The 22,947-nt window shown below is 46.2% G+C and carries 9 protein-coding genes; 7 read left to right on the forward strand and 2 right to left on the reverse strand.

The window, feature by feature from the left end; translation table 11 throughout:
• The first annotated feature begins 161 nt into the window (after positions 1-161).
• The 5 genes from M1D72_RS03130 (at position 162) to M1D72_RS03150 (ending at position 7,535) form a co-directional block, all read left to right on the forward strand.
• Entirely contained in the window at positions 162-2,210 is a 2,049-nt protein-coding gene (locus M1D72_RS03130) for an ABC transporter substrate-binding protein (RefSeq protein ID WP_390195579.1), read from the forward strand.
• Positions 2,211-2,257: 47 nt separating this feature from the next.
• A complete protein-coding gene (locus M1D72_RS03135; RefSeq protein ID WP_456295534.1) occupies positions 2,258-3,256 on the forward strand; it encodes an ABC transporter permease in 999 nt (332 codons plus the stop codon).
• 66 nt (positions 3,257-3,322) lie between these two features.
• Positions 3,323-4,345: an ABC transporter permease gene (locus M1D72_RS03140; protein ID WP_456295535.1), complete on the forward strand. Its 1,023-nt coding sequence runs from the start codon at positions 3,323-3,325 to the stop codon at positions 4,343-4,345.
• Between the two features lie 55 nt (positions 4,346-4,400).
• Complete coding sequence (locus tag M1D72_RS03145) at positions 4,401-6,023, forward strand: ABC transporter ATP-binding protein (RefSeq protein WP_456295595.1); 1,623 nt, start codon at positions 4,401-4,403, stop codon at positions 6,021-6,023.
• A 48-nt stretch (positions 6,024-6,071) separates the two neighbouring features.
• Positions 6,072-7,535 carry a glycoside hydrolase family 32 protein gene (locus M1D72_RS03150; RefSeq protein WP_456295536.1) on the forward strand — a complete coding sequence of 488 codons (1,464 nt, stop codon included), beginning with the start codon at positions 6,072-6,074 and terminating at the stop codon, positions 7,533-7,535.
• Positions 7,536-7,647: 112 nt separating this feature from the next.
• Here M1D72_RS03150 and tkt read toward each other — a convergent pair whose 3' ends face one another.
• Both tkt and tal read right to left on the reverse strand, forming a co-directional pair.
• Entirely contained in the window at positions 7,648-9,642 is a 1,995-nt protein-coding gene (gene tkt / locus M1D72_RS03155; RefSeq protein ID WP_456295537.1) for a transketolase, read from the reverse strand.
• Positions 9,643-9,744: 102 nt separating this feature from the next.
• Positions 9,745-10,695 carry a transaldolase gene (gene tal, locus M1D72_RS03160; protein WP_456295538.1) on the reverse strand — a complete coding sequence of 317 codons (951 nt, stop codon included), beginning with the start codon at positions 10,693-10,695 and terminating at the stop codon, positions 9,745-9,747.
• Between the two features lie 428 nt (positions 10,696-11,123).
• Between tal and M1D72_RS03165 the strand changes: the two genes are divergently transcribed.
• Positions 11,124-12,128: a sugar-binding transcriptional regulator gene (locus tag M1D72_RS03165; RefSeq protein WP_456295539.1), complete on the forward strand. Its 1,005-nt coding sequence runs from the start codon at positions 11,124-11,126 to the stop codon at positions 12,126-12,128.
• 277 nt (positions 12,129-12,405) lie between these two features.
• Entirely contained in the window at positions 12,406-22,944 is a 10,539-nt protein-coding gene (locus M1D72_RS03170) for a DUF11 domain-containing protein (RefSeq protein WP_456295540.1), read from the forward strand.
• Positions 22,945-22,947: the final 3 nt, after the last annotated feature.

Consider the following 22,947-nt stretch of genomic DNA (forward strand, 5'->3'; position numbering starts at 1 on the left):
GAAAATTTTCTTGGTATGAGAAAGTAATCCTATTTACTCTTGAAAAGTAATAAATGGTGACGTCGGAATACAACTCGAATTGATGACAGCTCAAGAGTCGGATAAGTTGAATCTATAAATCAAATAATATGTAACCTACATTAAATATCAAAGGATAGAGCATGATGAATTATAATAAGCATCTATTAGGACTATCAATTTTATCTATGTGTTTTCCTGTTTTATCAGAAGCGCTGCCAGAAGGGGCTACAAAAATTCCGAGCACGCCTGAAATCCCGAATCGCTTGTCGATCGAATATTTCTCTCCAGATCAAATTTTTGAGTTTAAAAAACTTGACCATTACTCAGAGCCGAAATGGCTCACGGATAATTACGTAAAGACAGGCAAACTGCCGCCTGTTGAGCAGCGTTTACCTGAGGCTCCTATGGTCATGAAAACCGCTTCAATGCCTGATGGTGTTGGTGTTTATGGTGGTGTGTTACGCCAGGTAACCGGAGGGCGTCCGCAGGGGTGGAATTGGTCAGCTGCCCACTCTCAAGGTTGGGGTGGTATTAACTATATTGTACAGCAATGTTTAACCCGCACAGGTCCCATGTATCAGCTCAAGACGGATCAATTACAGGTGTTGCCAAACTTAGCCCAGAGCTGGGAGTGGTCAAAGGATGGTAAGACGTTGACTATGCACCTGCTAAAAGGTGCCAAGTGGTCTGATGGGGTGCCATTTACTTCAGAGGATGTACGTTTTTACTGGGAAGATACGGTTTTAGAGCCAAGAGTTCCGTCGTTCTCTTCTCAAAATGCGCTGGGTGACGGCGCCAAACTGACTATTATCGATGAGTATACCATTCGCTGGTCTTTCAATAAGCCATTTCAAAACCAAGCACTTTATAACATGGCATTTATGACGTTTTGTCCAGGCCCTGCCCATGTTTTAAAACCCTTACATCCTAAATATAACAACCAAGCGACCTTTGAAGATTTTAGCAATGCATTGCCGGCGAATGAGGTGCCTACGGTTACCATGGGGCCTTGGGTTCCCGTGAGTTACAAAGAAGATCAAATCATACTGCTTCGTCGCAATCCTTATTATTGGAAAGTGGATGAGAAGGGCAATCAATTGCCCTATATGGATGAGGTGCGTTACAAACTCTCGACCTGGGAGTCGAGAACACTGGAAACAATGTCCGGTAGTGCAGACTTTTCGAATATGGAGAATCCTCCAATCTACATCGAAACACTGCGTAAACTTGCCGCCTCTAACTCCCCGACGCGTGCAATGTTTGGCCCACGCAATCTAGCTTTCCAAATTCAAATGAATATGAATCCGACGTTATCGGTTAGAGATGATCGAGAGGCGGCGATTCGCCAATTGAATCGGAAGCTTAAGTTTCGCAAAGCGATCTCTCATGCGATTGATCGAAAAAGTCTCGGGCAGGCGTTGGTAAAAGGTCCTTTCACGGCTGAATACGCTGGAGGCTTGCATCCTGAGACGGCGTTCTATCGACAAAGTGATGTTGTGTATTACCCATATAACCCAAGACTATCCAAGCAATATCTGGCGGAACTTGGACTCGTGGATTCTGATGGGAATGGTGTGGTTAATTTCCCAGACGATATTAATCACGGTGACGATTTAGAAATTGTGTTCAATAGCGGCAATGGCACCGCAGACAGTGTGTTTAACGATAATTTAGTTTCGATGATGGCAGATATCGGTATTAAGTTGATTCCAAGATTACTCGATAGTGTTCAAGGCGATTCTGCGCGTGATGCTGGCGATTTTGATTGGCGATTAAACCGTAGTGATAAAGAACTGATTGTGCCAATGCAGCGCATGGAATGGTTAGCGCCGATTGCACAAAGTGGTCCGGTATGGCACAGAGGCACGGCAAATAATCCGCAGGTCCTGCAACCGTTTGAGCAGAAGATGGTTACCTTGGCACATGAAATTTTCGCTGAGCGAGATAATAAAAAGCAAGCGGATCTTATTGGTGAGTTAAACCATGAAATGACCAAAAATGTGTATCACGTAGGGTTAGTTGCATACCCTGGTGCTCTACTCGTCAATAAACGTATTCGTAATGTGCCTAATGCACCAATTACGGCCTATCAATGGGCTGAAGATGCCGTTATGCGTGAGCGTTTTTGGGTACCAAAACAGCAGCAGCTAAAAGGTTTGAAACCACATACCGTTCCAGAGTACGAGTAAAACCAGCATAGGGCGGGAAGCTAATCCCGCCGGCTTAAGGGATACACATGTTTGAATTTATGACTAAACGGATACTGAGTACGGTCGGTTTACTGTTGATACTGAGTGCCATCACGTTCGTTATTATCCAGCTCCCGGATGGGGATTATGGTGATTTAATCAAAAACCAAGCGATTTCTATGGGCGGGGCCTCTCCGGAACAAGCACAACGTTTGGCTGATGCGGCTAGGACACGTTACGGTTTAGACCAACCGATCTTAACTCAGTACGCTAATTGGTTAAAAAATATCGTTTTCCATTTTGATTTTGGGTATTCATTTGCTTACAACAAACCCGTCATGGATGTCGTTGGAGAGCGTTTACCTAGAACGATTTTTATCGCTCTCGGGTGTCACATCGGAGCGACGTTACTAGGTGTATTTGCGGGAATATTTGCCGCGACCAATCAAAATAGAATTGGAGATCGAGTTGCAACGTTGCTGTCTTTTATTGCGATGACAGTTCCGCGATTTGTGATGGCCATCATTATTGTTTATTTCATGATATTTGCCTGGGATATCGGCTCGATTGGGGCAATGAACTCTCCCGAGTATTTATTTGCGCCCATGTCTTGGAACAAGTTCTTCGACACTTTGCTTCATATATGGCCTGTCATTTTTATTGCCGCTTTTGGTGGCATGGCGTTCAATCTTCGATTAATGCGCGGCAACTTACTCGATATTTTAAGAATGCAATATATCGAAACAGCCCGAGCGAAAGGGTTACGTGAAAGCAAAGTGATTTATAAACACGCAGTTCCGAACGCGCTACATAGTTTGATTTCTTATCAAGGCGTCGCCTTGCCTTACATGATTACTGGAGAAATGGAAGCCGCGATGGTATTGGGTATTCCGACGATTGGGCCTCTTATCATTTCGGCTATGGCTGAGCAGGATACTTACGTGATCGGTACAATCATGCTGCTCGTCGCTGCGTTACTTATCGTTGGCAATTTAATCTCTGATTTGTTGCTAGCCATCCTTGATCCCAGAATTCGCTTATCGTAGGTCGTCATCATGAAACAATCACAAAGTTATTCCAGCCTAGTTTGGATACGTTTTAAACGAAATAGAATGGCACTGACGAGTTTGGTTTTACTTACGCTACTTGGTTTAACCTCTATTTTTGCCCCTTTTTTTTCACCGAATAACCCAACGGTTCGCTTTAGCGAACATATTTACGATGCGCCTGCTAACATTCGGTTTTTTGACTCAGAGGGCGATTTTCATTTACGACCATTCGTCTATGAAAAAGTCATTGAACTTGACCCAACGACTTTTTTGCCAGTTGTTAAAGAAAATAGGGCGCAGCGTATTAGCCTAACGTTTTTTCATCAGGGGTGGGAGTATGACTTTCTTGGTATGACCTTCACAACTCACTTGGTTGGATTAGAAAATGATGCGCCTTTATTTCTGCTGGGCTCCGACAATTTGGGGCGAGATTTGCTCGCGCGTTGTTTCTTTGGTAGCCGTATCACATTGATTTTTGCGATTACTGTTGTATTTATCGTGATCGCCGTTGGTACGGTTGTCGGCATTCTATCTGGTTACTATGGTGGACGGTTTGATTTCGTTGTTCAGCGAATAGCAGAACTGGCATTGGCCTTTCCGGCTGTGCCACTTTATTTAGCGTTAATTGCTGTACTGCCCAAAACAGCGGACTCATTAAACGTATTTATTATGCTGATCATTATTTTATCTTCGCTGCAATGGGCGTTTGTCGCCCGTCAGGTAAGGGCTCAAGCCTTATCGATGCGCAATCTTGATTATATCAAAGCAGCCAAAGCGGTCGGAGCCAAAGATATGCGTATTGTACTGCGGCATATTCTGCCTAATGTCACCAGCAATGTGGTGGTGCTAGCGACAATTATGTTACCCACTATCGTACTTACCGAAAGTTTCTTTAGTTTTTTGGCCGTTGGAGTTAAAGCTCCCATGTTTAGTTGGGGATCGTTACTTAATGCGGCAGGACAATTCCAAACAATTGGTTCCTATCCATGGTTACTTTATCCCGTTGGTTTCATTTTAGTGGCGGTATTAGGTTTTAACGCTTTGGGTGATGGTCTTCGAGATGCGGTTGATCCTTACTCCAATTAAGCGCTGATGTTGAGGAAATAAGATGAAAGATAGAATGAAACCTGAAAATCAATCGATTAGCAGAGAGGTTATCGCACGTGTTGCAGACCTTAATGTTGGGTTCAAAACAGAAGATGGTCTGGTGCAAGCACTGCACGGGGTGAGTTACAGCATTAAAGCAGGGGAAATGGTCGCACTAGTGGGTGAGAGTGGTTCTGGGAAATCGGTCTCAGCTCGCTCGTTAATGGGGCTACTGCCTAATCATGCCAAAGTGGGGCAACAAAGCAAAATCAGCTATCGCGACGTTGATATTACCACGGCAAGCGAACGCCAGTTACTCAAGCTACGTGGTAACAAGATATCCATGATTTTTCAGGAGCCCATGACTTCACTGAACCCACTGTATACGCTAGGTGAACAGGTCAGTGAAGCGATTTTAATTCACCAAAAAATATCGAAGGCTGAGGCAAAACAAAGAACGATTGAACTGTTTGAAGCGGTACAACTTCCGCATCCTCAAGAACGTTTTGATCAGTACCCTCATCAACTTTCTGGAGGACAACGCCAGAGGGTTATGATTGCGATGGCATTGACGAATAACCCCGACTTACTCATCGCGGATGAACCTACGACCGCACTTGATGTCACTGTTCAGGCAAATATATTACGTCTCATAAAGAACTTACAACAAGATATTGGCATGAGTGTCTTGTTGATTACGCATGATTTAACCATTGTTCGCCAGTTTGCGGACTATATCTATGTCATGAAGCGTGGTGAAGTGGTTGAGCATGGATTAACCGAGAAGATCTTCACCAAAGCAGAGCATAGTTATACCCAGATGTTAATTGACTCCGAGCCGAAAGGTACAGCACTGCCTGTGCCTCAGGTATCGCCTGTGATCTTGCATGCTGACAACATGAGTGTTGAATTTAAATTAGGCCATCAAGGCTGGTTCAGTCGTAAGCCAGAGAAAAAACTGCTGGCAGTTGATGACATCTCTATCTCCCTCAAGCGTGGCGAAACATTAGGTATTGTTGGTGAAAGTGGTTCGGGCAAAACAACACTCGCCATGGCGATTTTCCAGCTACTCAATACAGGTGAGATTAGGGGGAATGTGACTTATGAAGGGCAGTGTTTAAATACGATCACCAACGAGCAACTTCGCGTTTTGCGCAAAGAACTCCAAGTTGTGTTTCAAGACCCGTTCTCCTCTCTCAATCCTCGTCTTTCGGTCAAGCAAATACTTGAAGAGGGATTGACAGTCAATGGGTTATGCACAGATCCCAGTGAACGCCTGATCAAACTTGAAAAAGCGTTACTGGACGCAGGGTTACCCGCAAATATCCTCAATCGCTATCCGCACGAATTTTCCGGAGGTCAGCGGCAAAGAATTGCAATAGCCAGAGCTCTTGTTCTCGATCCTAAAGTAATTCTATTGGACGAACCAACATCGGCTTTGGATTTAACCATTCAGAATCAGATCGTTCAGTTACTTAAGCAGTTGCAAACCAAAAGAGGGATATCCTACTTGTTCATTAGTCATGATTTACGCGTGGTGAAATCACTTTGTCATCGGGTCTTGGTGATGAGACATGGTGAAGTTGTGGAAGAAGGCTTAACGATTGACGTGCTAGAAAATTCACAAATGGAATACACACAAAAACTGATTAAAGCTGCGTTTGAGATTGCCGCTTAGACTCATCTTTTTTTCAATCGTATAGGCTAATACTTGGAAGTAAATGATATGCAAAAATTAGTCGCGGACCCTTTTCGACCGAACATACACTTTACTCCACCATTTGGTTGGATGAATGATCCAAATGGTTTGGTTTACGTTAATAACGAATATCACTTATTTTATCAGTACTTTCCATACGCAAATAAGTGGGGCCCGATGCATTGGGGACATGCTGTCAGCGTCGATCTGTGTCATTGGCAGCACCTGCCGCCAGCGCTTGTACCTGATGCCAATGGAATGTGCTTTTCAGGTAGCGCTATAGTGGATTGGCACAATACGAGTGGACTATTTGAGAACATTGAGCAGCCTGGAGTACTGGCGTTTTACACCGCATGTATTGCTCATGACAATGGACGAGATAGCGATCAAATGCAGAGTCTTGCGTATAGCAAAGATGGCGGATTTAGCTGGGAGAAATTTAGTGATAATCCCATTCTTCCCAATCCGGGATTAAATGATTTTCGTGATCCGAAAGTCATTTGGCACTCACCATCTCAGCATTGGGTTATGGTGGTTACCGAAGGACAGGAGATAGGATTCTACCGCTCACAAGATCTTAAACATTGGGATAAAACGTCTAACTTTGGCTTGAATGATGGCAAACATGATGAATTACCATGGGAGTGTCCGGATCTATTTCCAATCCAATTGGAAGATTCAGATATGTGTTATTGGGTATTAATTGTTGGTGTGCAGCGGGGTAGTTACGCAGGCGGCTCTGGCACTCAATATTTTATTGGACAATTTGATGGGGAAGGGTTTACCAATCTTAACGATGCGAAAACCGTTTTGTGGCTGGATTATGGTCATGATTACTATGCAGCACAAACTTGGTCTGATACCGGTAATGGGCATCGAACGTCAATCGCTTGGATGAGTAATTGGCTCTATGCGAACGATGTGCCTACTAAAGCATGGCGAAGTGCTATGACTATCCCTCGAGATTTAAAACTGGCACAAACGCCATCAGGACTGCGACTTTTATCTTCGTTACCTCAACATTGGGGCAATCAGCAAGGCTCTATTATAATGCAAGATCATACGTTGCGAAGTGGAGAAAGCCTGTTTGCAAATCAGCACCATCAAACTGGGATACTCGAGGGTGAATTTGTATTAGGTCATGGAACGACAATGATTTTTTCGCCTTTGGGGAATGCATCTTTAGTTTATACCTTACAGCGTCTTGAGGGTGGCTATTTAATCACAACCAAACGAACAATTGGTATAGAAGGCGAAAAAAACTATCAGGACCATTTTGCTCATGAAGTGAGTTTATCTATACCGGAGGCAGACAGTATTCAATTGACTGCCGTTATTGACCGGTGTTCTAGCGAATTGCTGTTTCAACAGGGAGAGTTTTGCATAACAGATTTAAGTTTTGCGTCTGACAAAAACGGATTTTATGTACGTTGTCTTAAAGGTCATGTCAATGTTAGGCGCATGAGCTTTGTTCCTAAAGATCATTTTTAGAATGTTGAGTTAACGGGGGCGTCGGGGGCGAAGAAAAACAAGTCGAGCATATACTTTTGACCGACAAATAAAAAGCCCCGCAAAGGGGGGGCTTTCATCAGTACTTTTGCGCTTATGCGAGAACTTCTTTGGCAACTTTAACCACATTCTCAGTCGTAAAGCCAAACAGTTTAAATAGCTCACCAGCTGGCGCAGACTCACCAAAGGTTGTCATGCCCACAACGCGGCCGTTAAGACCCACGTACTTGTACCAGTAATCGGCAATACCAGCTTCCACCGCAACACGAGCCGTCACATCTGATGGCAATACCGCTTCACGGTACGCCGCATCTTGCTTATCAAACGCATCAGTGGATGGCATGGATACTACGCGAACTTGTTTACCTGAAGCGCTAAGCTCTGCCGCAGCATTAACTGCAATCTCAACTTCTGAGCCAGTCGCGATCAAAATAAGTTCAGGTTTGCCTTCGCAATCTTTCAGGATGTAACCACCCTTGGCGATATCAGCCAATTGCTGCTCATTACGATCTTGTTGAGCAAGGTTTTGGCGCGAGAAAATCAGCGCGGTTGGCGCATCTTTACGTTCAATAGCCAGTTTCCAAGCCACTGCGGATTCCACTTGGTCACATGGACGCCATGTGCTCATGTTTGGCGTTAGACGCAGTGTGGCAATTTGTTCAACCGGTTGGTGAGTTGGGCCATCTTCACCAAGGCCAATCGAGTCGTGCGTATACACTTGGATGTTTTGCACTTTCATCAGTGCCGCCATACGCATTGCATTACGCGCGTATTCCATAAACATCAGGAAGGTCGCACCGTAAGGAATAAAACCGCCGTGCAATGCGATACCGTTGATGATGGCCGTCATACCAAACTCACGCACACCGTAGTGAATGTAGTTACCTGATGCGTCATCCGCAGTAATGGATTGAGAGCCTGACCAGATAGTAAGGTTCGATGGCGCAAGGTCCGCCGAGCCGCCCATAAATTCAGGGAGTAGCGCACCAAATGCTTCTAGTGCATTTTGTGATGCTTTACGTGATGCGATATTAGCTGGGTTTGCTTGCAGGTCGGCAATGATTTTCGACGCTTTCGCTTCCCACTCAGCGGGTAGGTCACCATCGACACGACGTTTAAATTCTGCGGCTAACTCTGGGTACGCTTTGGCGTAAGCGGCAAATTTTTCATCCCATGCTGATTCTTTAGCAGCGCCGGCTTCTTTTGCATTCCACTCAGCGTAGATATCGGCAGGAATTTCAAACGGACCGTATTCCCAACCTAGGAATTCACGTGCTGCTTTCACTTCGTCATCACCAAGCGGCGCGCCGTGACAGTCATGTGAGCCCGATTTGTTTGGTGAGCCAAAACCGATAATGGTTTTAGTACAAATCAGCGTTGGGCGGGCCGTTTCGGCTTTCGCGGCTTCAATGGCGGCATTAATCGCTTCAGGATCGTGGCCATCAACCGCAGGGATCACATGCCAGCCGTACGATTCAAAACGTTTTGCAGTATCGTCAGAGAACCAGCCTTCAACGTGTCCATCGATAGAAATGCCGTTGTCATCCCAGAACGCAATTAATTTGCCAAGGCCAAGCGTGCCCGCTAGTGAGCTTGCTTCATGAGAAATGCCTTCCATCAAACAGCCATCGCCAAGGAACGCGTAAGTATAGTGGTCAACGATATCGTGACCTTCTTTGTTAAACTGCGCGGCTAATGCTTTTTCTGCCAGTGCCATACCAACCGCATTGCTAATACCTTGGCCAAGAGGACCGGTGGTCGTTTCAATACCCGGCGCATAACCATATTCAGGGTGACCTGGTGTTTTTGAATGCAGCTGACGGAAGTTCTTTAGCTCTTCGATTGGCAAGTCGTAGCCAGAAAGGTGAAGCAGAGAGTAGATCAGCATTGAACCGTGACCGTTAGACAGTACGAAGCGGTCACGGTCTGCCCAGTTTGGGTTCGCTGGGTTGTGGTTTAGGTGTGAACGCCAAAGTACTTCGGCGATATCCGCCATCCCCATCGGGGCACCTGGGTGACCTGAATTTGCTTTTTGAACGCCATCCATTGCAAGGGCGCGAATAGCGTTAGCTAAAATTTTACGATCCATAATAGTCATTACTCGATACGTTAAATAAGTCAGAGCCGATGGTTCGGCTCAAAAGGAATTTGTAAATAAGGCGAGCCTATTGCTCGCCTTTGTCTACTCAGCTTATAACTTCGCTTCGATCATTGACTCAAGTTTACCTTGGTCAACTGCAAAGTTACGGATACCTTCAGCCAGTTTTTCAACAGCCATCGGATCTTGGTTATGTTCCCATAGGAACTCTGAGTGAGTCATAGCAGCAGGGCGCTCTTTAGACGCTTCAGTGACTTTTAGTTTCTCAACAACATCACCGTCTGCATCGGCAAGATCTTGAAGAAGTTGTGGGCTGATAGTGAGACGGTCACAACCTGCAAGTTCAAGAATTTCACCAACGTTACGGAAGCTTGCACCCATAACGACAGTATCGTAGCCGTGCTCTTTGTAGTAGTTGTAAATCTTAGTGACAGACAGTACGCCTGGATCTTCTTGCGCTTCAAATTCACGGCCTTCTTTCGCTTTGTACCAGTCCATAATGCGACCGACGAAAGGAGAGATCAGGAAAACACCAGCTTCCGCACACGCACGTGCTTGTGCGAACGAGAATAGAAGCGTTAGGTTACAGTTAATCCCTTCTTTCTCTAGAATTTCAGCGGCACGAATACCTTCCCAAGTCGAAGCCAATTTGATCAGGATACGATCATTGCTGATGCCAGCGTCGTTATACATTTTGATCAGTTGGCGGGCTTTCTCAACGCTGCCTTCCGTGTCGTATGAAAGACGAGCGTTAACTTCAGTTGAGATACGGCCAGGGATAGACTTAAGGATTTCTTTACCAATGTTGACCGCAAGCATGTCACAAGTGTCTTGGATTTGTTGCTCTTTATCATTGCTTTGTGATTTAGCATATTCGATCGCTTGGTCGATAAAGGGCGCGTACTCGGCGATTTGAGCGGCTTTAAGAATCAAAGAAGGGTTAGTGGTGGCATCTTCTGGTTGGTACTTTTTAATCGCGTCGATTTCACCGGTATCCGCGACAACAGTAGTCATTTTACGAAGTTGCTCTAGCTTGTTGCTCATATCGATCATCCTATATTTGGCTTTGGACTGCATTACAGTCAGGCAGATGCTAGCAGGTTAACTAATCGAACATAGCTTGTTTTGCGTGAGTTGCGACCAGCTAACTCTAATTTTTCAACACGAAAACAATTTGCGTTGAGCATTTGTTCCAATGTTGAGTAAATGATGTACCCATATTTATCTGAATGGATGAAAATGTCAATTGAAATTGGGAGTTTTAGGTGAACTCCATCAAGCTTTTTTTGGGCATTTATTTAGGTACTAAAAGAAAAACGTTTGCTTATGTCCAATAAGCATCCACCGAAGCCGTAACGACGCAACAAACCCACTGAGAAAATGTTATTTGGCTGAGCAAAAGTTACATGTTAAAGTGCCTATTACATTTGTAACTTGTTGATACAAATGTTCACAGTTAATGAGGTAAATGCATGTCGAGTTCGAGTAAAGAGATTTCAGTTGAAAGCACTGATCTGCTCACTGAGGTAGCGGTGTCCTATTATCAGGATGGTGCGACTCAAGAAGAGATCTCAAAAAAATACGCCATTTCTCGAGCGAAAGTCGGGCGAATGCTCAAACAAGCGCGCGATGAAGGCATTGTTGAAATTACTGTCAAATATCACCCCGTCTTTAGTGCCAAAATTGAACAGCGCCTTATTGAACGTTTTGGTGTAAAGCGTGCATTAATTGCTCTCGATCAACCTAACGAAGAGCAGCAACGTCTGCAAGTGGCGGGGTTAGTTTCTAACTACCTTAACTCAACATTGAGAAATGGTATGGTGGTTAGTGTGGGACAAGGGCGCAACGTGTCTGCCGTGGCACATCATGTGGGGGTGATTACGTCTCGAGACTGCAAGTTCGTTTGTGGTATCGGCGGAATTCACCCGCGCGGCGGTATGTTCAATGCTGATCATATTTGCCGTCAGTTAGCCAAAAAATATGGGGGCACCTCAGAAACGCTCTATGCGCCAGCCTATGCCGAAAACCGAGAGCAAAAGTTAGCCTTTATGCAAAATGCAACAGTCAAGCAAACCCTTGATTTAGCGCGTAAAGCTGATGTTGCTTTGGTGGGGATTGGTGATATGAGTGAAAACAGTTACATGGTTGATTTAGGCTGGTTTACCGCTGAAGAGGTGGTGCAGTCTCGTCTTCATCAAGGGGTTGTGGGTGATTTTGCTGGTTATGATTTCTTTGATATTCATGGTCAAGCGGCGAAGACCGTGATGAGTGATCGCATTATAGGGCTTGGAATCGATGAGTTTCGCCCGATAAATGAAGTGATTGCTATCGCGGCGGAAAACAGTAAGCCACTGGCTTTGCTAGGCGCTTTAAGAACTCAAGCCATCGATGTTATCGCCACAAGCGTCAGTAACGCGTTAACCGTTCTCAACTTAGACGAACAAATGGAAGGGCTCAGCACTCAGCCTACCGATTGAAATTTTAATACTCCGATTTAATGCCTTTGGTGTAGGAAATAACGCACTGATAAATAAGGTGTTACTGTCATTACACTGCTGTCATTTTGCTCTATTTTAGCCGCGTTTCATTGTTCGGCTAAAAAGAGTGAGATAGCGCTAAAATGTTGTCTTCATGCTTTTTCAAGCAGTTTATCACAGAGTGACAGGGCGTTCGGGGCGATAATCCCCATCTGTAAAAACTGAATACTCTTAAGAGCCGATTTCTTGCCGTTTTAAGTTAATCTAGGTATGTCACGTGCTCTTAAAAAAAACGCTTGTTGTTTGGTTTTTTTCGTTTTTCTTTTTCGTGTTTTCAGCATTCGCTTATTCTGCTGGCGAAATCACGGTGTCTGTTGCCTCCAATCAGACCCACTATGAGAATAACGACTCGGTCCATTATCAAATTACGGTTCGTAACACCACGCTGCAACGCCTAACCAACGTACGAGTGCAAAGTGATGTTTTTAGTCTCCAGTCTTATTCAAAGGATGGGTTAACTTCGGCATTCAAAACCACTGAGATTTCAGCAAGCAGCGGTTGGCTTTCCAATGCGGGTGTATTTGAAGCATCAAATAGCGACTTGGTTGCAGACTCGGTGGTCCTCTCGCCTTTAGGCAGTGTTACTTATCATGTTGAAGCGCAGGCCAGCGACGATGTGATTGAGCAGATTAACTTGGCTGAAGCAACAGTTTGGGCTGAGATTGATGGCAGTGAGCAGCAATTTGAATCGAGCTCCCACGTTGCCCTTCAGCCGGCGCCTTATCAATATACGTTGACGCTTCGCGCGGATAAAACCCAGTATCAAGTGGGTCAGGCTTTGAATTACACCTTAACGCTTGAAAATACTGGGAGCTATAAAGTCCAACATCTTGATATTGATTTTCCTGTGGTGAGCGTGAATACGCAAGGGACTGAGAGCGGCGAGCAACCTGCTTTTCACTCGGTGAATATCAGCGCAACCCAAAGCGGCAGCGGCAGTGATGTTGGAAGCTTCGACGCTTCATCTGATCTTGCTGTTACAGATGCAGCGTTAGCTGTCGGGGGGACGCTCACCTATCATATTACCGCGCAAGTTAGCGACAACATCACTGGTGAGATTGTGACCCAAGCACACTCGGTGACTCGAGAGGGGTCGCAACAGAGTGAAACTTTAGTTACGCCCTCTGCATTACCGGCTATTTCTTTAACGCATACCATCAATCAAACCCAACCTTATTTGGTGAATGATCAGGTGGTATTCGACGTATCCGTGATTAACGACGGACAGGGCATCGCTCACCAATACCACGTTCAGCACAATATCGCAGACCTGGTGACTCAGCTTGGTCTTGCAAATAATTTAGCCAGTGATCACGACCACAGTGATGTTAGTGGTCAGCCATTTTCAACGTGGCATATCCAAATCAATCAGCTTGGTGAGCACAGTTCCTCGAGCTTAAGCGAATTAGGCGACGGCACTGATGTTTCATTGGACGATCAGGTTACGATTTATCCTAATGAGCGTATTGACTACCAGATAGTTGCGACGTTATCACCTGTGACCATTGGTGAGCTTCATGGCGCTAATGCCAGAGTGCTTAATTCTGATAAAGTGCTTATCGCTGATAGCCTGTTAACCGGAGGGTTGAGCGCCGAAAAAGTTCTCTCTGCCACAGATTCTGAGGTCCGTATTGAAAAGTCCACAACCCGCTCTGAGTACATTCCTGGTGACGCTGTCACTTATGATATCTACGTTGAAAATAAGGCAAGTCATTATTTTGCCAACAACGTGCAGGTGGTGGATGACTTAAGCTGTGTGGTCACAGAGCAAGCTGATGGTGCAGGCGTTGGTCCTGCCTTTTCTCGCTGGAAGCTGGAGGTAGTATCAGGAGAAGATAACGTCGGTAGCGATCCTGGGCGTTTTCAATATGGGCAATGGATAACCACGCCGCTGACCCTATCTCCTGACATTGCACCAGGTAAATCAATTCATTATCAGCTTACCGCAGAAGTCAGTAGCACCAGTATTGGCACTATTTTAGATACTCAAGCTGGCTGCAGTGACAACGTGGCGGAGAGTGGATCAGGCATCCAAATGCCCGATGATAATTTGCGAGTCAGCAAAGATGTCGACGCGCGTTATTATTCACCCAATGGTGAGCTTACCTATACCATTCGAGTTGATAATGATGGTGACGGTTTTGCCAACCAAGTGCGGGTATTTGATGACTTGCCCAATATCACTACCACTGGGATTGAAGGCAATGAGGTCTCTGCATTTAGTGAATGGACGGTGACGGCCAAGGCGTTGCATCAAGATGGAACGCCGGCAAGCGCAACCAATACCGGAATTTCCAATAGTATGACAAGCCCTGAGCCGTTGGATGTTACCGCGACTATCGAACCCAATAGTTATGTGATTTATACCATTGTCGCGAAGGTGAACCCTTATGCGAACGGCAATATAAAGAACAGCGTGACGGTGGATGGGAATGTCTATGCTGACCGTGGTGTCGATCCCAGAGATTTCCAAATCGAGGTTGAGAAATGGGTTAAGACCAACAGTGATAGCGATTATCGCCGTGAATACACATACTACGCAAAACAAGAACATACCATCAGCTATCAGCTTCGTGTCACCAATCCTAAAGGCAATGGATATGCGACCAATGTCGTGGTGAAAGATGCCATTTCCTCTGTGACGGCGTCACTTTTGGAGCCGGATAACCAAACAAAGCCAGCGTTTACCCATTGGACGATTCGCGCTGAGGCGGAATCTGACAATCCAGAGTTAATTGCCTATACCGATGTCGGGACGTTTAGTGACAATAGTGACCTCGATACTCTGGCTCAGATTCCACCAAACGCTACTGTTGTCTATACCATTGAAGCGCAGCTTGACCGCAGCATTGACAATGAAATCCTTTATGGTGCGTTTACCAACCAAGTCACGATAGAAACACCAGATTCGAAATCGCAAACCAGCGCGAGCGATTCGGCAGTCGTCTATCCGCGTGAGCCTGATGTGGTTGTGGTCAAGCTCTCTAACACTGAATCATTTAGGCCCGGAGAATGGGTGGACTTCGATATTACGGTATACAACCGTGGCTCTGGCTATGCCAACGAAGTGCATGTTAGTGATGATATTGCAGGGATGAACGCCTTTTCTAAATGGGTCATCACCGCCGCGACAGACGATCATCATTCCCCTTTTGCCAGCGGCAGTTATGCGGGGCAAGCGAGTGGTTACCCCGATAATAATAATATCAATGCCTATATTGATATTGACCCACGAACCAGTGAAGGGCTTGGGCACGTTTCTTTTCATGTTCGGGGGTTGGTAAAAGAAGATTATATCGGAACAGAAGTTAGCAATACGGTTGAAGTCTATGACCCGGTTAACGCTCTTAATATGTCTGCGACGGCGGAGGTCGGTGATCAAATTGACAACCTGAATGTGTCGATCGTTAAAACGGCGGATAGCCATTATTTTACGCCAGGCGCAGACGCTATTTATACCATTGCCGTTCTTAACAACAGCTCGCAGCCTGTATCCGGGCTCAAATTGGTCGATCCGCTCACACAAATTCGTTCAGTGCTAGCAAACCAAAAAGAGGGTCATTACGTTGAACTTGAAGACCAAAACCCATTTGTCTCATGGCAATTTGACTATGGGGACGGGAGTGGTTGGCGCGCTGTCACGAATGAAAATTTGATCTATCCAGCGGCGCAAGGTGAAACGTTCACACTTGATGCCGGTGAGCAAAGAGAATTTAAAATTCGAGCGCGAGTGAAAGATAACGTTGTTGGAACGCGTGATGAGTCTGGCCGCTTGCACAGTATCATCGCCAACGATGCTTATATCTATCAGAATTTTGAGTTAGTCAATCAGAAGTCCCACGTCTCTCATCATGAAATGCGTAAAGCGCACAATGGCGCGGACGTAGTGCGCAAAGTGTATGTGAATGGAAAAGAGAGTCAGTACTATACACCGGGCGATCACATAACCTACACCGTGACCCATTCTTCCAACGTCGGGTACGAAAATAACCGTGTGGTCCAAGAAAACTTGGAAGACATTAATGTACTACTGATGGATGGTAATCTCGGCCATGTCTTTAGCGATAACTTTACAGTAACAGTCGATAAGCAAGACAGTCATGGTGGGCAAGGGACCACCGACGGCGTTCTTGATGGCACGGTTGCAAATAATCAAAACATCGATACGGTGATTGATATCGCAGGTAAAGACTCAGTAACTTATACCGTTGAAGGGGATACGCGGGCTGATGCCGCTGGTGAGATAACTATCGGTGGCATCACCATCAAACCCTATGATTATCACCTTGCTTTCAACAAGACAGTTGAACAGGCGAGTTACCAACCCGATGGGACGTTAACATACCACCTGACGATAAAAAATGATGGGCAAGGCCCAGCCTATCAAATTCCAATTGAAGACAATCTCTCCAAGGTTAACGTGAGTTTGCTTGATGGTTCGAACGGCAGTGCGTTTCAACCTGGTTGGACGGTGGTGGCGAATGTCTCTGGCAGTGACGCGGTGCAGACTGACCTTGATAGCCAACTTGGTGATGGGAAAGATATTAATACCCACTTTTCCTTACCCGCGGGTGCAACCCTAGATTATGTCGTTACGACCAAAGTCAACGCCAATGCGGTCGGTGACATTTATAACTACCTCAAAGTCGACGGAGATTACGTCAGCAGCAAAAGCAGCGCGGCAACAGAAAAGTATCAGTTTGCCAAAACGCTGACCCAGTACTTAGACAGTGATGGCCGTACTGTACTGTCAGGGGGGTATACACCGGGAGGCTATATCGTTTATCAGATTGATCTGGTCAACGAGAACAACTCCCACATCGATAGTATGTCGATCAAGGATGCGCTTTCTTCGATAACCACAGCGTATTTTGATGGCACGACAGGGCCAGCATTCAGCGAATGGACGGTTGAAACTCAGCAAGATGAAAGCGGGCTAAGTGATGCAGGAAAAGTGGCCGACAACGCGGATATTGATACTCAGTTTGATATTGCGGCGAGTAGCTTTTCTTCTGGTCAAACGTTTGTTCGATACATAATTAATGCCAAAGTTGACGAGCGAGCAGTGGGCGCGATTCAAAATACCGCTTACGTTAATGGCGCTCACACTCTCAGTGCGGAGCGAGCAACCATGCTCGGCGCCAATATCTCGAAGTTACACAAAGCGTATAGCGATGCTGGTTTCAATCAAGAAAAGCGTCACTATAACCACCTTGAGGAAGAGCAATCTGTTGTTTATCGCCTTCGAGTGGAAAACCAAGGCAAAGGGACGGAATATGGCGCGTCGTTGCAAGAGACGTTTTCTGCCATAACCACCAAGTTGGCGCAGCAAGCCGCAGCGGAAAGTGATGAGCGACATGGCGTGGTATATCAGCCACACCATTGGACTGTAAGCGTCGAACATTCCGATGAAACCACAACCCAGATTGGCGAATTTTCGGGTGGGCAAGACGTGGATATCGATATTCCAAACTTGTCGATTGCTCCGGGTGGATGGGTTGAATTTACCGTCAATGCCCAGATTCGACCGGATGCGCTTAGTGATATCCAAGTTACCCCTAAATATCGTGGTGCGAATTTTTCACGCTCTACACTTGCCGTCGATGACGCCAAGCTCGATGTTGAGAAAGCGATTGTCTCGATTGGCGGTAGAGCCTATCACCAAGGTGATAGCTATCGCCCTGGAGAGCGTGTGGTTTACCGCCTCTCCGTAAACAATACTGAACCCGTTTGGTATGACAACGCAGTAATCAAAGATGCGATCTCAGATATCAAAGTTGAGGTACTTGGTGGCGCGATGGCATCCGCGTTTTCTGAATGGCAAGTGACTCATACGATTTCGAGTGGTATCGACAATAAAGTCGATACCTATTTACCGACGTACGATTCTTCCGGCGATATCAATCTTGTAACTGACATTGCGCCAGGCGAACAGATTGAGTTCACGATTGTGGGTACGATACGCCAAGACGCCTTAGGAGAGATTGATGCTAACCAAGCACAAGGAGGAACCGATCATGTGGCGACACCGTCAATCCCATCGGTTGCACCGCAAATTGAGTTTGAAAAGCGCCTAATTAATACCACGGCAGATGACAACGGCGCGTGCACCTTTCCATCATCGAGTGGAGAACAATGCTTATACAACCCGGGCGGTCAGGTTAGCTATGAAGTTATCATTTCCAACCAAGGTGAAGGCATTGCCAACGACGTTACGGTCGTTGATAAGTTAAGCAGCATTAAAACGTCGACAGGCGACATTGCGTTTACCAGTCAATCTGTCTCAATGACTCAACAGCCCGCTGGCGAGCGTTTCTCGATCAGCGGACAATATCAAGGCGGCGTGCCTCTCGATGCCACTATGGATTTGATGCCGGGAGACAGCGTGGTGTTTGTGGTATCCGGGACGGTCAATGATAGTGCTTCTGGCTCTATCACCAATGTTGCTAAGGTCGGTGGTGTTGACTCCAATCCCATTACCGTTGAACAAGGCGAAGCTCAAATTATTGCCAATAAGTCAACCGATACACCAACGTATACGCCCGGGGGAGAAGTTCGTTATACCTTGCTAATTGCCAATACCTCGGAGTCTAACGCTGAAGTTCACCTTGTGGATACGGTGTCTCAGTATACGGTCGAAACGGTAGATGGTGCGCAACAAACAGCGCTCAGTGACTGGACGATTTCATCGCAAATTGTTGGGAATGCATCGGCGGATTATAACGACATTAGTATGCTTCCGACCTCTGGCGATATTGATGCCGTCGTGAAATTGGCTCATGCGCAAGGGGATGAGCCGACACTGCTAAAAATAGAGATAGTGGGTCATGTGCGTGACGACGCGGTCGGTCAGTTTGGCAATGTCTTGTATGTCAACAATAAGCAGTATGATTTGCAGCAGCATTTTATCTATCCGCAGGCGGGCGAATTACAAGTCAGCAAGGTGGCTAGCTCGACACCTGCCACCTATGAACCGGGCGATACCATCGGTTTTGATATTGAGATTGAGAATATCGGCGCGGGGTATGTGCAGAATCTGACGATTCATGATATTGCCAAGGATATCAAGTCACAGGTTGTTGATAGCATCGGAGAGCAAAAAGTCATCGACCACTGGCTTAAAGAAGGCAGTTACATCAACCTCACGGATAGCGGTGTGAGCCGCAGTGTCACGTTGGAACAAACCGATTTTGACGACCCAGAGGGTTTTATCGGCTATTACCATTTAGCGCCCAGCGCTCATCTTAAACTGCACTTAGTAGGCGTTGTGGCAAACAATGCGATTGGTGAAATTACTAACCAAGTTAAAGTTAGTGCGGACCATATTGATGGGACTCAGGCCAGTGCCAGTTATCTGCCTGTTGACGCTCATATCGTCATTGATAAACAGGTAGATAAAAGCGTGTATGAGAGTGGTGATGAGCTAACGTATACACTGACGTTAACTAACACGACTGGAGCCTGGGCAACGGATGTTCATGTTGTCGATTATGCTAATCGAGTCACGTCAGAGTCGATTTTTGGTGACACGATCACCGCGTTTGAGCCAAATTCCATCACGATTCAAGCCGTATCTAAAACGGGCATGACACTATTGCCTTCATCGTCACAAGGTTATGTTGATCACCAATTAGATGTTGCGCCAAATGACACGGTGACAATAACCATTGGTGGCAAACTTAAAGCGCAAGTTATTGGTGACGTGACCAATACGTTCAGTGCCGAATTTGATGGTGAGACTCAGCAAAGTCAAGTCACCACAACGCCGCTTATACCTAACGTGACCATAACTAAAACACCGTTAGTCGACCATTATGCACCCGCAACTGCAAATGGCTTTGTCATCACCGTTACTAACCACGATGCTTCTTATGCCAATGACGTGATGATTGAAGATCTATTAACTACGCTCGATGTCGAGTTACTTGATGGGGACAAAGGTCCAACCTTTACCCGTTGGCATCAAAGCGTGGCGTATGGCAGTGAAGGGACGTATGTTGACCATGTCGCGGGTTGGAATGACGATGCGAACTATCAGGTGGATTTGGCGCCAAATGACACCTTAACCATTACCATCGAGGGTGAAATTAACCCCGAGGCCACGGGCATTATCAGCAATACTGCGAGCCTAACGTTTGATGGAAAACGCAGTGACGCGACTGCGATCATTGAACCCAAAACGGTATCGCTGACGCTCGATAAGTTTGTCGGTGAGGCGGGCAGTGAGACGCAAACCGTCTATGAACCGGGCTCCGACAGTGTTTATCGAATTGTAGTGACTAATACCAGCAGTGCGTTTGCCAGTGGTATTCAACTGAAAGATACGTTATCTGAACTGAGCGTGAGCACCATTGAAGGGCATCAACAAAGTGCGTTTGAACGTTGGGACGTTGAGGTTGAATTTGGCAACGAACTGACCACCGTGACGCCTACGCCTGTTGGCGTTAATAACGACATCGATGCCGTGATCAATTTAGCCCCGCATGACAGCGTGGTGTTTACCGTGCGTGGAAAGGTGAATCCTCTTGCGCTTGGTGAGATCGAAAATACGGCCACCATGGTCTATGCCCAGCAATCGGGGGTTCAACGGTTTCAAGCCAATGCGACGTTAACGCCAGCCGCCGATAACGTCTCATTTGAAAAACAAATTGAAAATACGGTCTATGAACCAGGAGACATTGCGGTCTATCACATAACCTTATTCAACGATAGCCAAGGTTTTGCCCAGAATGTGGTGGTGCGAGACGTACTTTCACGGATTAAAGTACAAACCGCACCTGATTTAAATACTGGAAATCGTCGGGTGATCAATGCTTTTACTTCATGGACGATTGAAGAAAAGTATACTGATTCACGAACACAAATTAACAGTAAGCATGGGGCAAATAACGAAGATTTAAACAGTGTGTTGACCATCGCACCGCATGACACGGTGGAATTTATTATACGTGCCCAAACCGACAGCCGTGCTCTGGGTGAAATCGTCAATACGGCCTTTAAAGTCTCTCAAGCATCAAGCACTGCTCGAGGCGGCGAAGAGATAAAGACTCAGCAACGTGTTAATGCGGCTCAGGTACAAAGTTCGTCGGTGAGAATGACGCCCCGTGCTGTCGACCTAGTGGTCGACAAGACCACCAGCCAAGGCGATGACGTTGAATACACCAATGACGATCAGCAAATCACCTATGTTTTGCGCGTGGCGAATCGGGGCTCAGATGCCGTCATTGGTGCGCAAATGGTGGATGAAGTATCGAAATTGATGGGAGCAAATGGCAATCCGTTGTTTAGCAATTGGACGATTGAAATTAATGAATGGCCAAGCAATACCCCTGTGGCGACGCTAAACAATCAAGATCTGATGTTGCCATCTGCGGGATTATCGCTCGATTTGCAACCTTATATGGCTAACGGTTATCAGTTCACCATCACCGGTGACATCAATAAAGGCATTGATGATGATATTACCAATGTATTTACGGTAACCGACCCTGCCACGGGCGCCAGTCGCTCGGACAGCGTCACCGTACACGTTAAAAAATTTGCCGACAATGAGGGTCAACTCAGTGTCTCGAAGCAAGCGTTAAAGACCGATGCGCAAGTGGGGGATGTGATCGAATATGAAGTGTTGGTGCAAAACAACAATGAGTCAGAGTTTAAAAATGTCAAACTGATTGACCGATACCCATCCGCTTTTCAGTATGTTGAAGGCTCAACTGAAATCACGAATAGTGGGCCTGATGGAGAGTTTGGTACCGCGGATGACGTGATCATCTCCAGTGAACCCAGCGTCACCAATCAACTGAGCTTTACTCTAGGCGATATGCTGGCGTATGGCGCTTCATCGGAGACGACGACGGAACAAATTCGTGTGCGTTACCTGTTACGAGTAGGAATCGGTGCGACATTTGGTCAGTATGTGAATAGTGCTTGGGCGTTAGCGCCTGAAGCTGGGCACACCTCGGGCGCATTGACGGTTAAATCGAATACCGCGACTGCGACGGTCGATATCCTGCCCGATAAGTTGTTTGATACTGCATCGATCATTGGCAAAGTGTTTGAAGACCATAACCAAGATGGTTACCAAGCAGATGCGACCGCCTTTGATGTGCGATTAAAGGTAGATCTAGACCCAAGCGATTATATTGCACAGTCCACCCACATTCGAGAGCAGGGCGTAACCCGTACGTTGCAAGATGCAGACAACACATCACCGCTCATTTATGGTGTGAGCCACGGCAAATTACGTGGATTATCACTGAACCGAACATTAAATAAATCCAACCATATCGCGTATTTGTTTAAGACTAAATCGCGTCAGGGATTTGCCTTTAGTGTGGTCAGTCGAGATGGCAGCGAAATTCAATTTGATGCCAGTGGTCACGCACATTCGGTCGTGCATGGCGATGTGAAGCGTGGCCTTGCGGCCGAGAAATTACATGTCTCACGCCACCTGTATCAAAAAGGCAATGAATATGTGTGGGAAATTGTGATTGAAAACCGCGGTGTTTATGAAGATGGTGTACCTGGCGTTCGTTTACTGACCGTTGAAGGCATTGTGATTGAGACCGACCAGTACGGGCGCTACCACGTGCCTGACCAATGGGTTCTCAATAAAAAAGGCAAACAATTTCTCGTCAAGCTTGATACTGACTCACTCCCTACGGGGATGAGTGTTATCAGCGAGAACCCCAAAGTGCAGCGGATCTCTGCCAACAAGCTTAGTAAGTTCAACTTTAGCGTGGTGACAGAGGAGTAACGT

The sequence above is a fragment of the Vibrio sp. AK197 genome, from assembly GCF_053903115.1.

Excerpts from the sequence above, each read along its gene's own strand:
- M1D72_RS03140 (WP_456295535.1), top strand. The coding sequence starts at position 3,323 with ATGGCACTGACGAGTTTGGTTTTACTTACGCTACTTGGTTTAACCTCT.
- tkt (WP_456295537.1), bottom strand. The coding sequence starts at position 9,642 with ATGGATCGTAAAATTTTAGCTAACGCTATTCGCGCCCTTGCAATGGAT.
- M1D72_RS03150 (WP_456295536.1), top strand. The coding sequence starts at position 6,072 with ATGCAAAAATTAGTCGCGGACCCTTTTCGACCGAACATACACTTTACT.
- M1D72_RS03165 (WP_456295539.1), top strand. The coding sequence starts at position 11,124 with ATGTCGAGTTCGAGTAAAGAGATTTCAGTTGAAAGCACTGATCTGCTC.
- M1D72_RS03135 (WP_456295534.1), top strand. The coding sequence starts at position 2,258 with ATGTTTGAATTTATGACTAAACGGATACTGAGTACGGTCGGTTTACTG.
- tal (WP_456295538.1), bottom strand. The coding sequence starts at position 10,695 with ATGAGCAACAAGCTAGAGCAACTTCGTAAAATGACTACTGTTGTCGCG.
- M1D72_RS03130 (WP_390195579.1), top strand. The coding sequence starts at position 162 with ATGATGAATTATAATAAGCATCTATTAGGACTATCAATTTTATCTATG.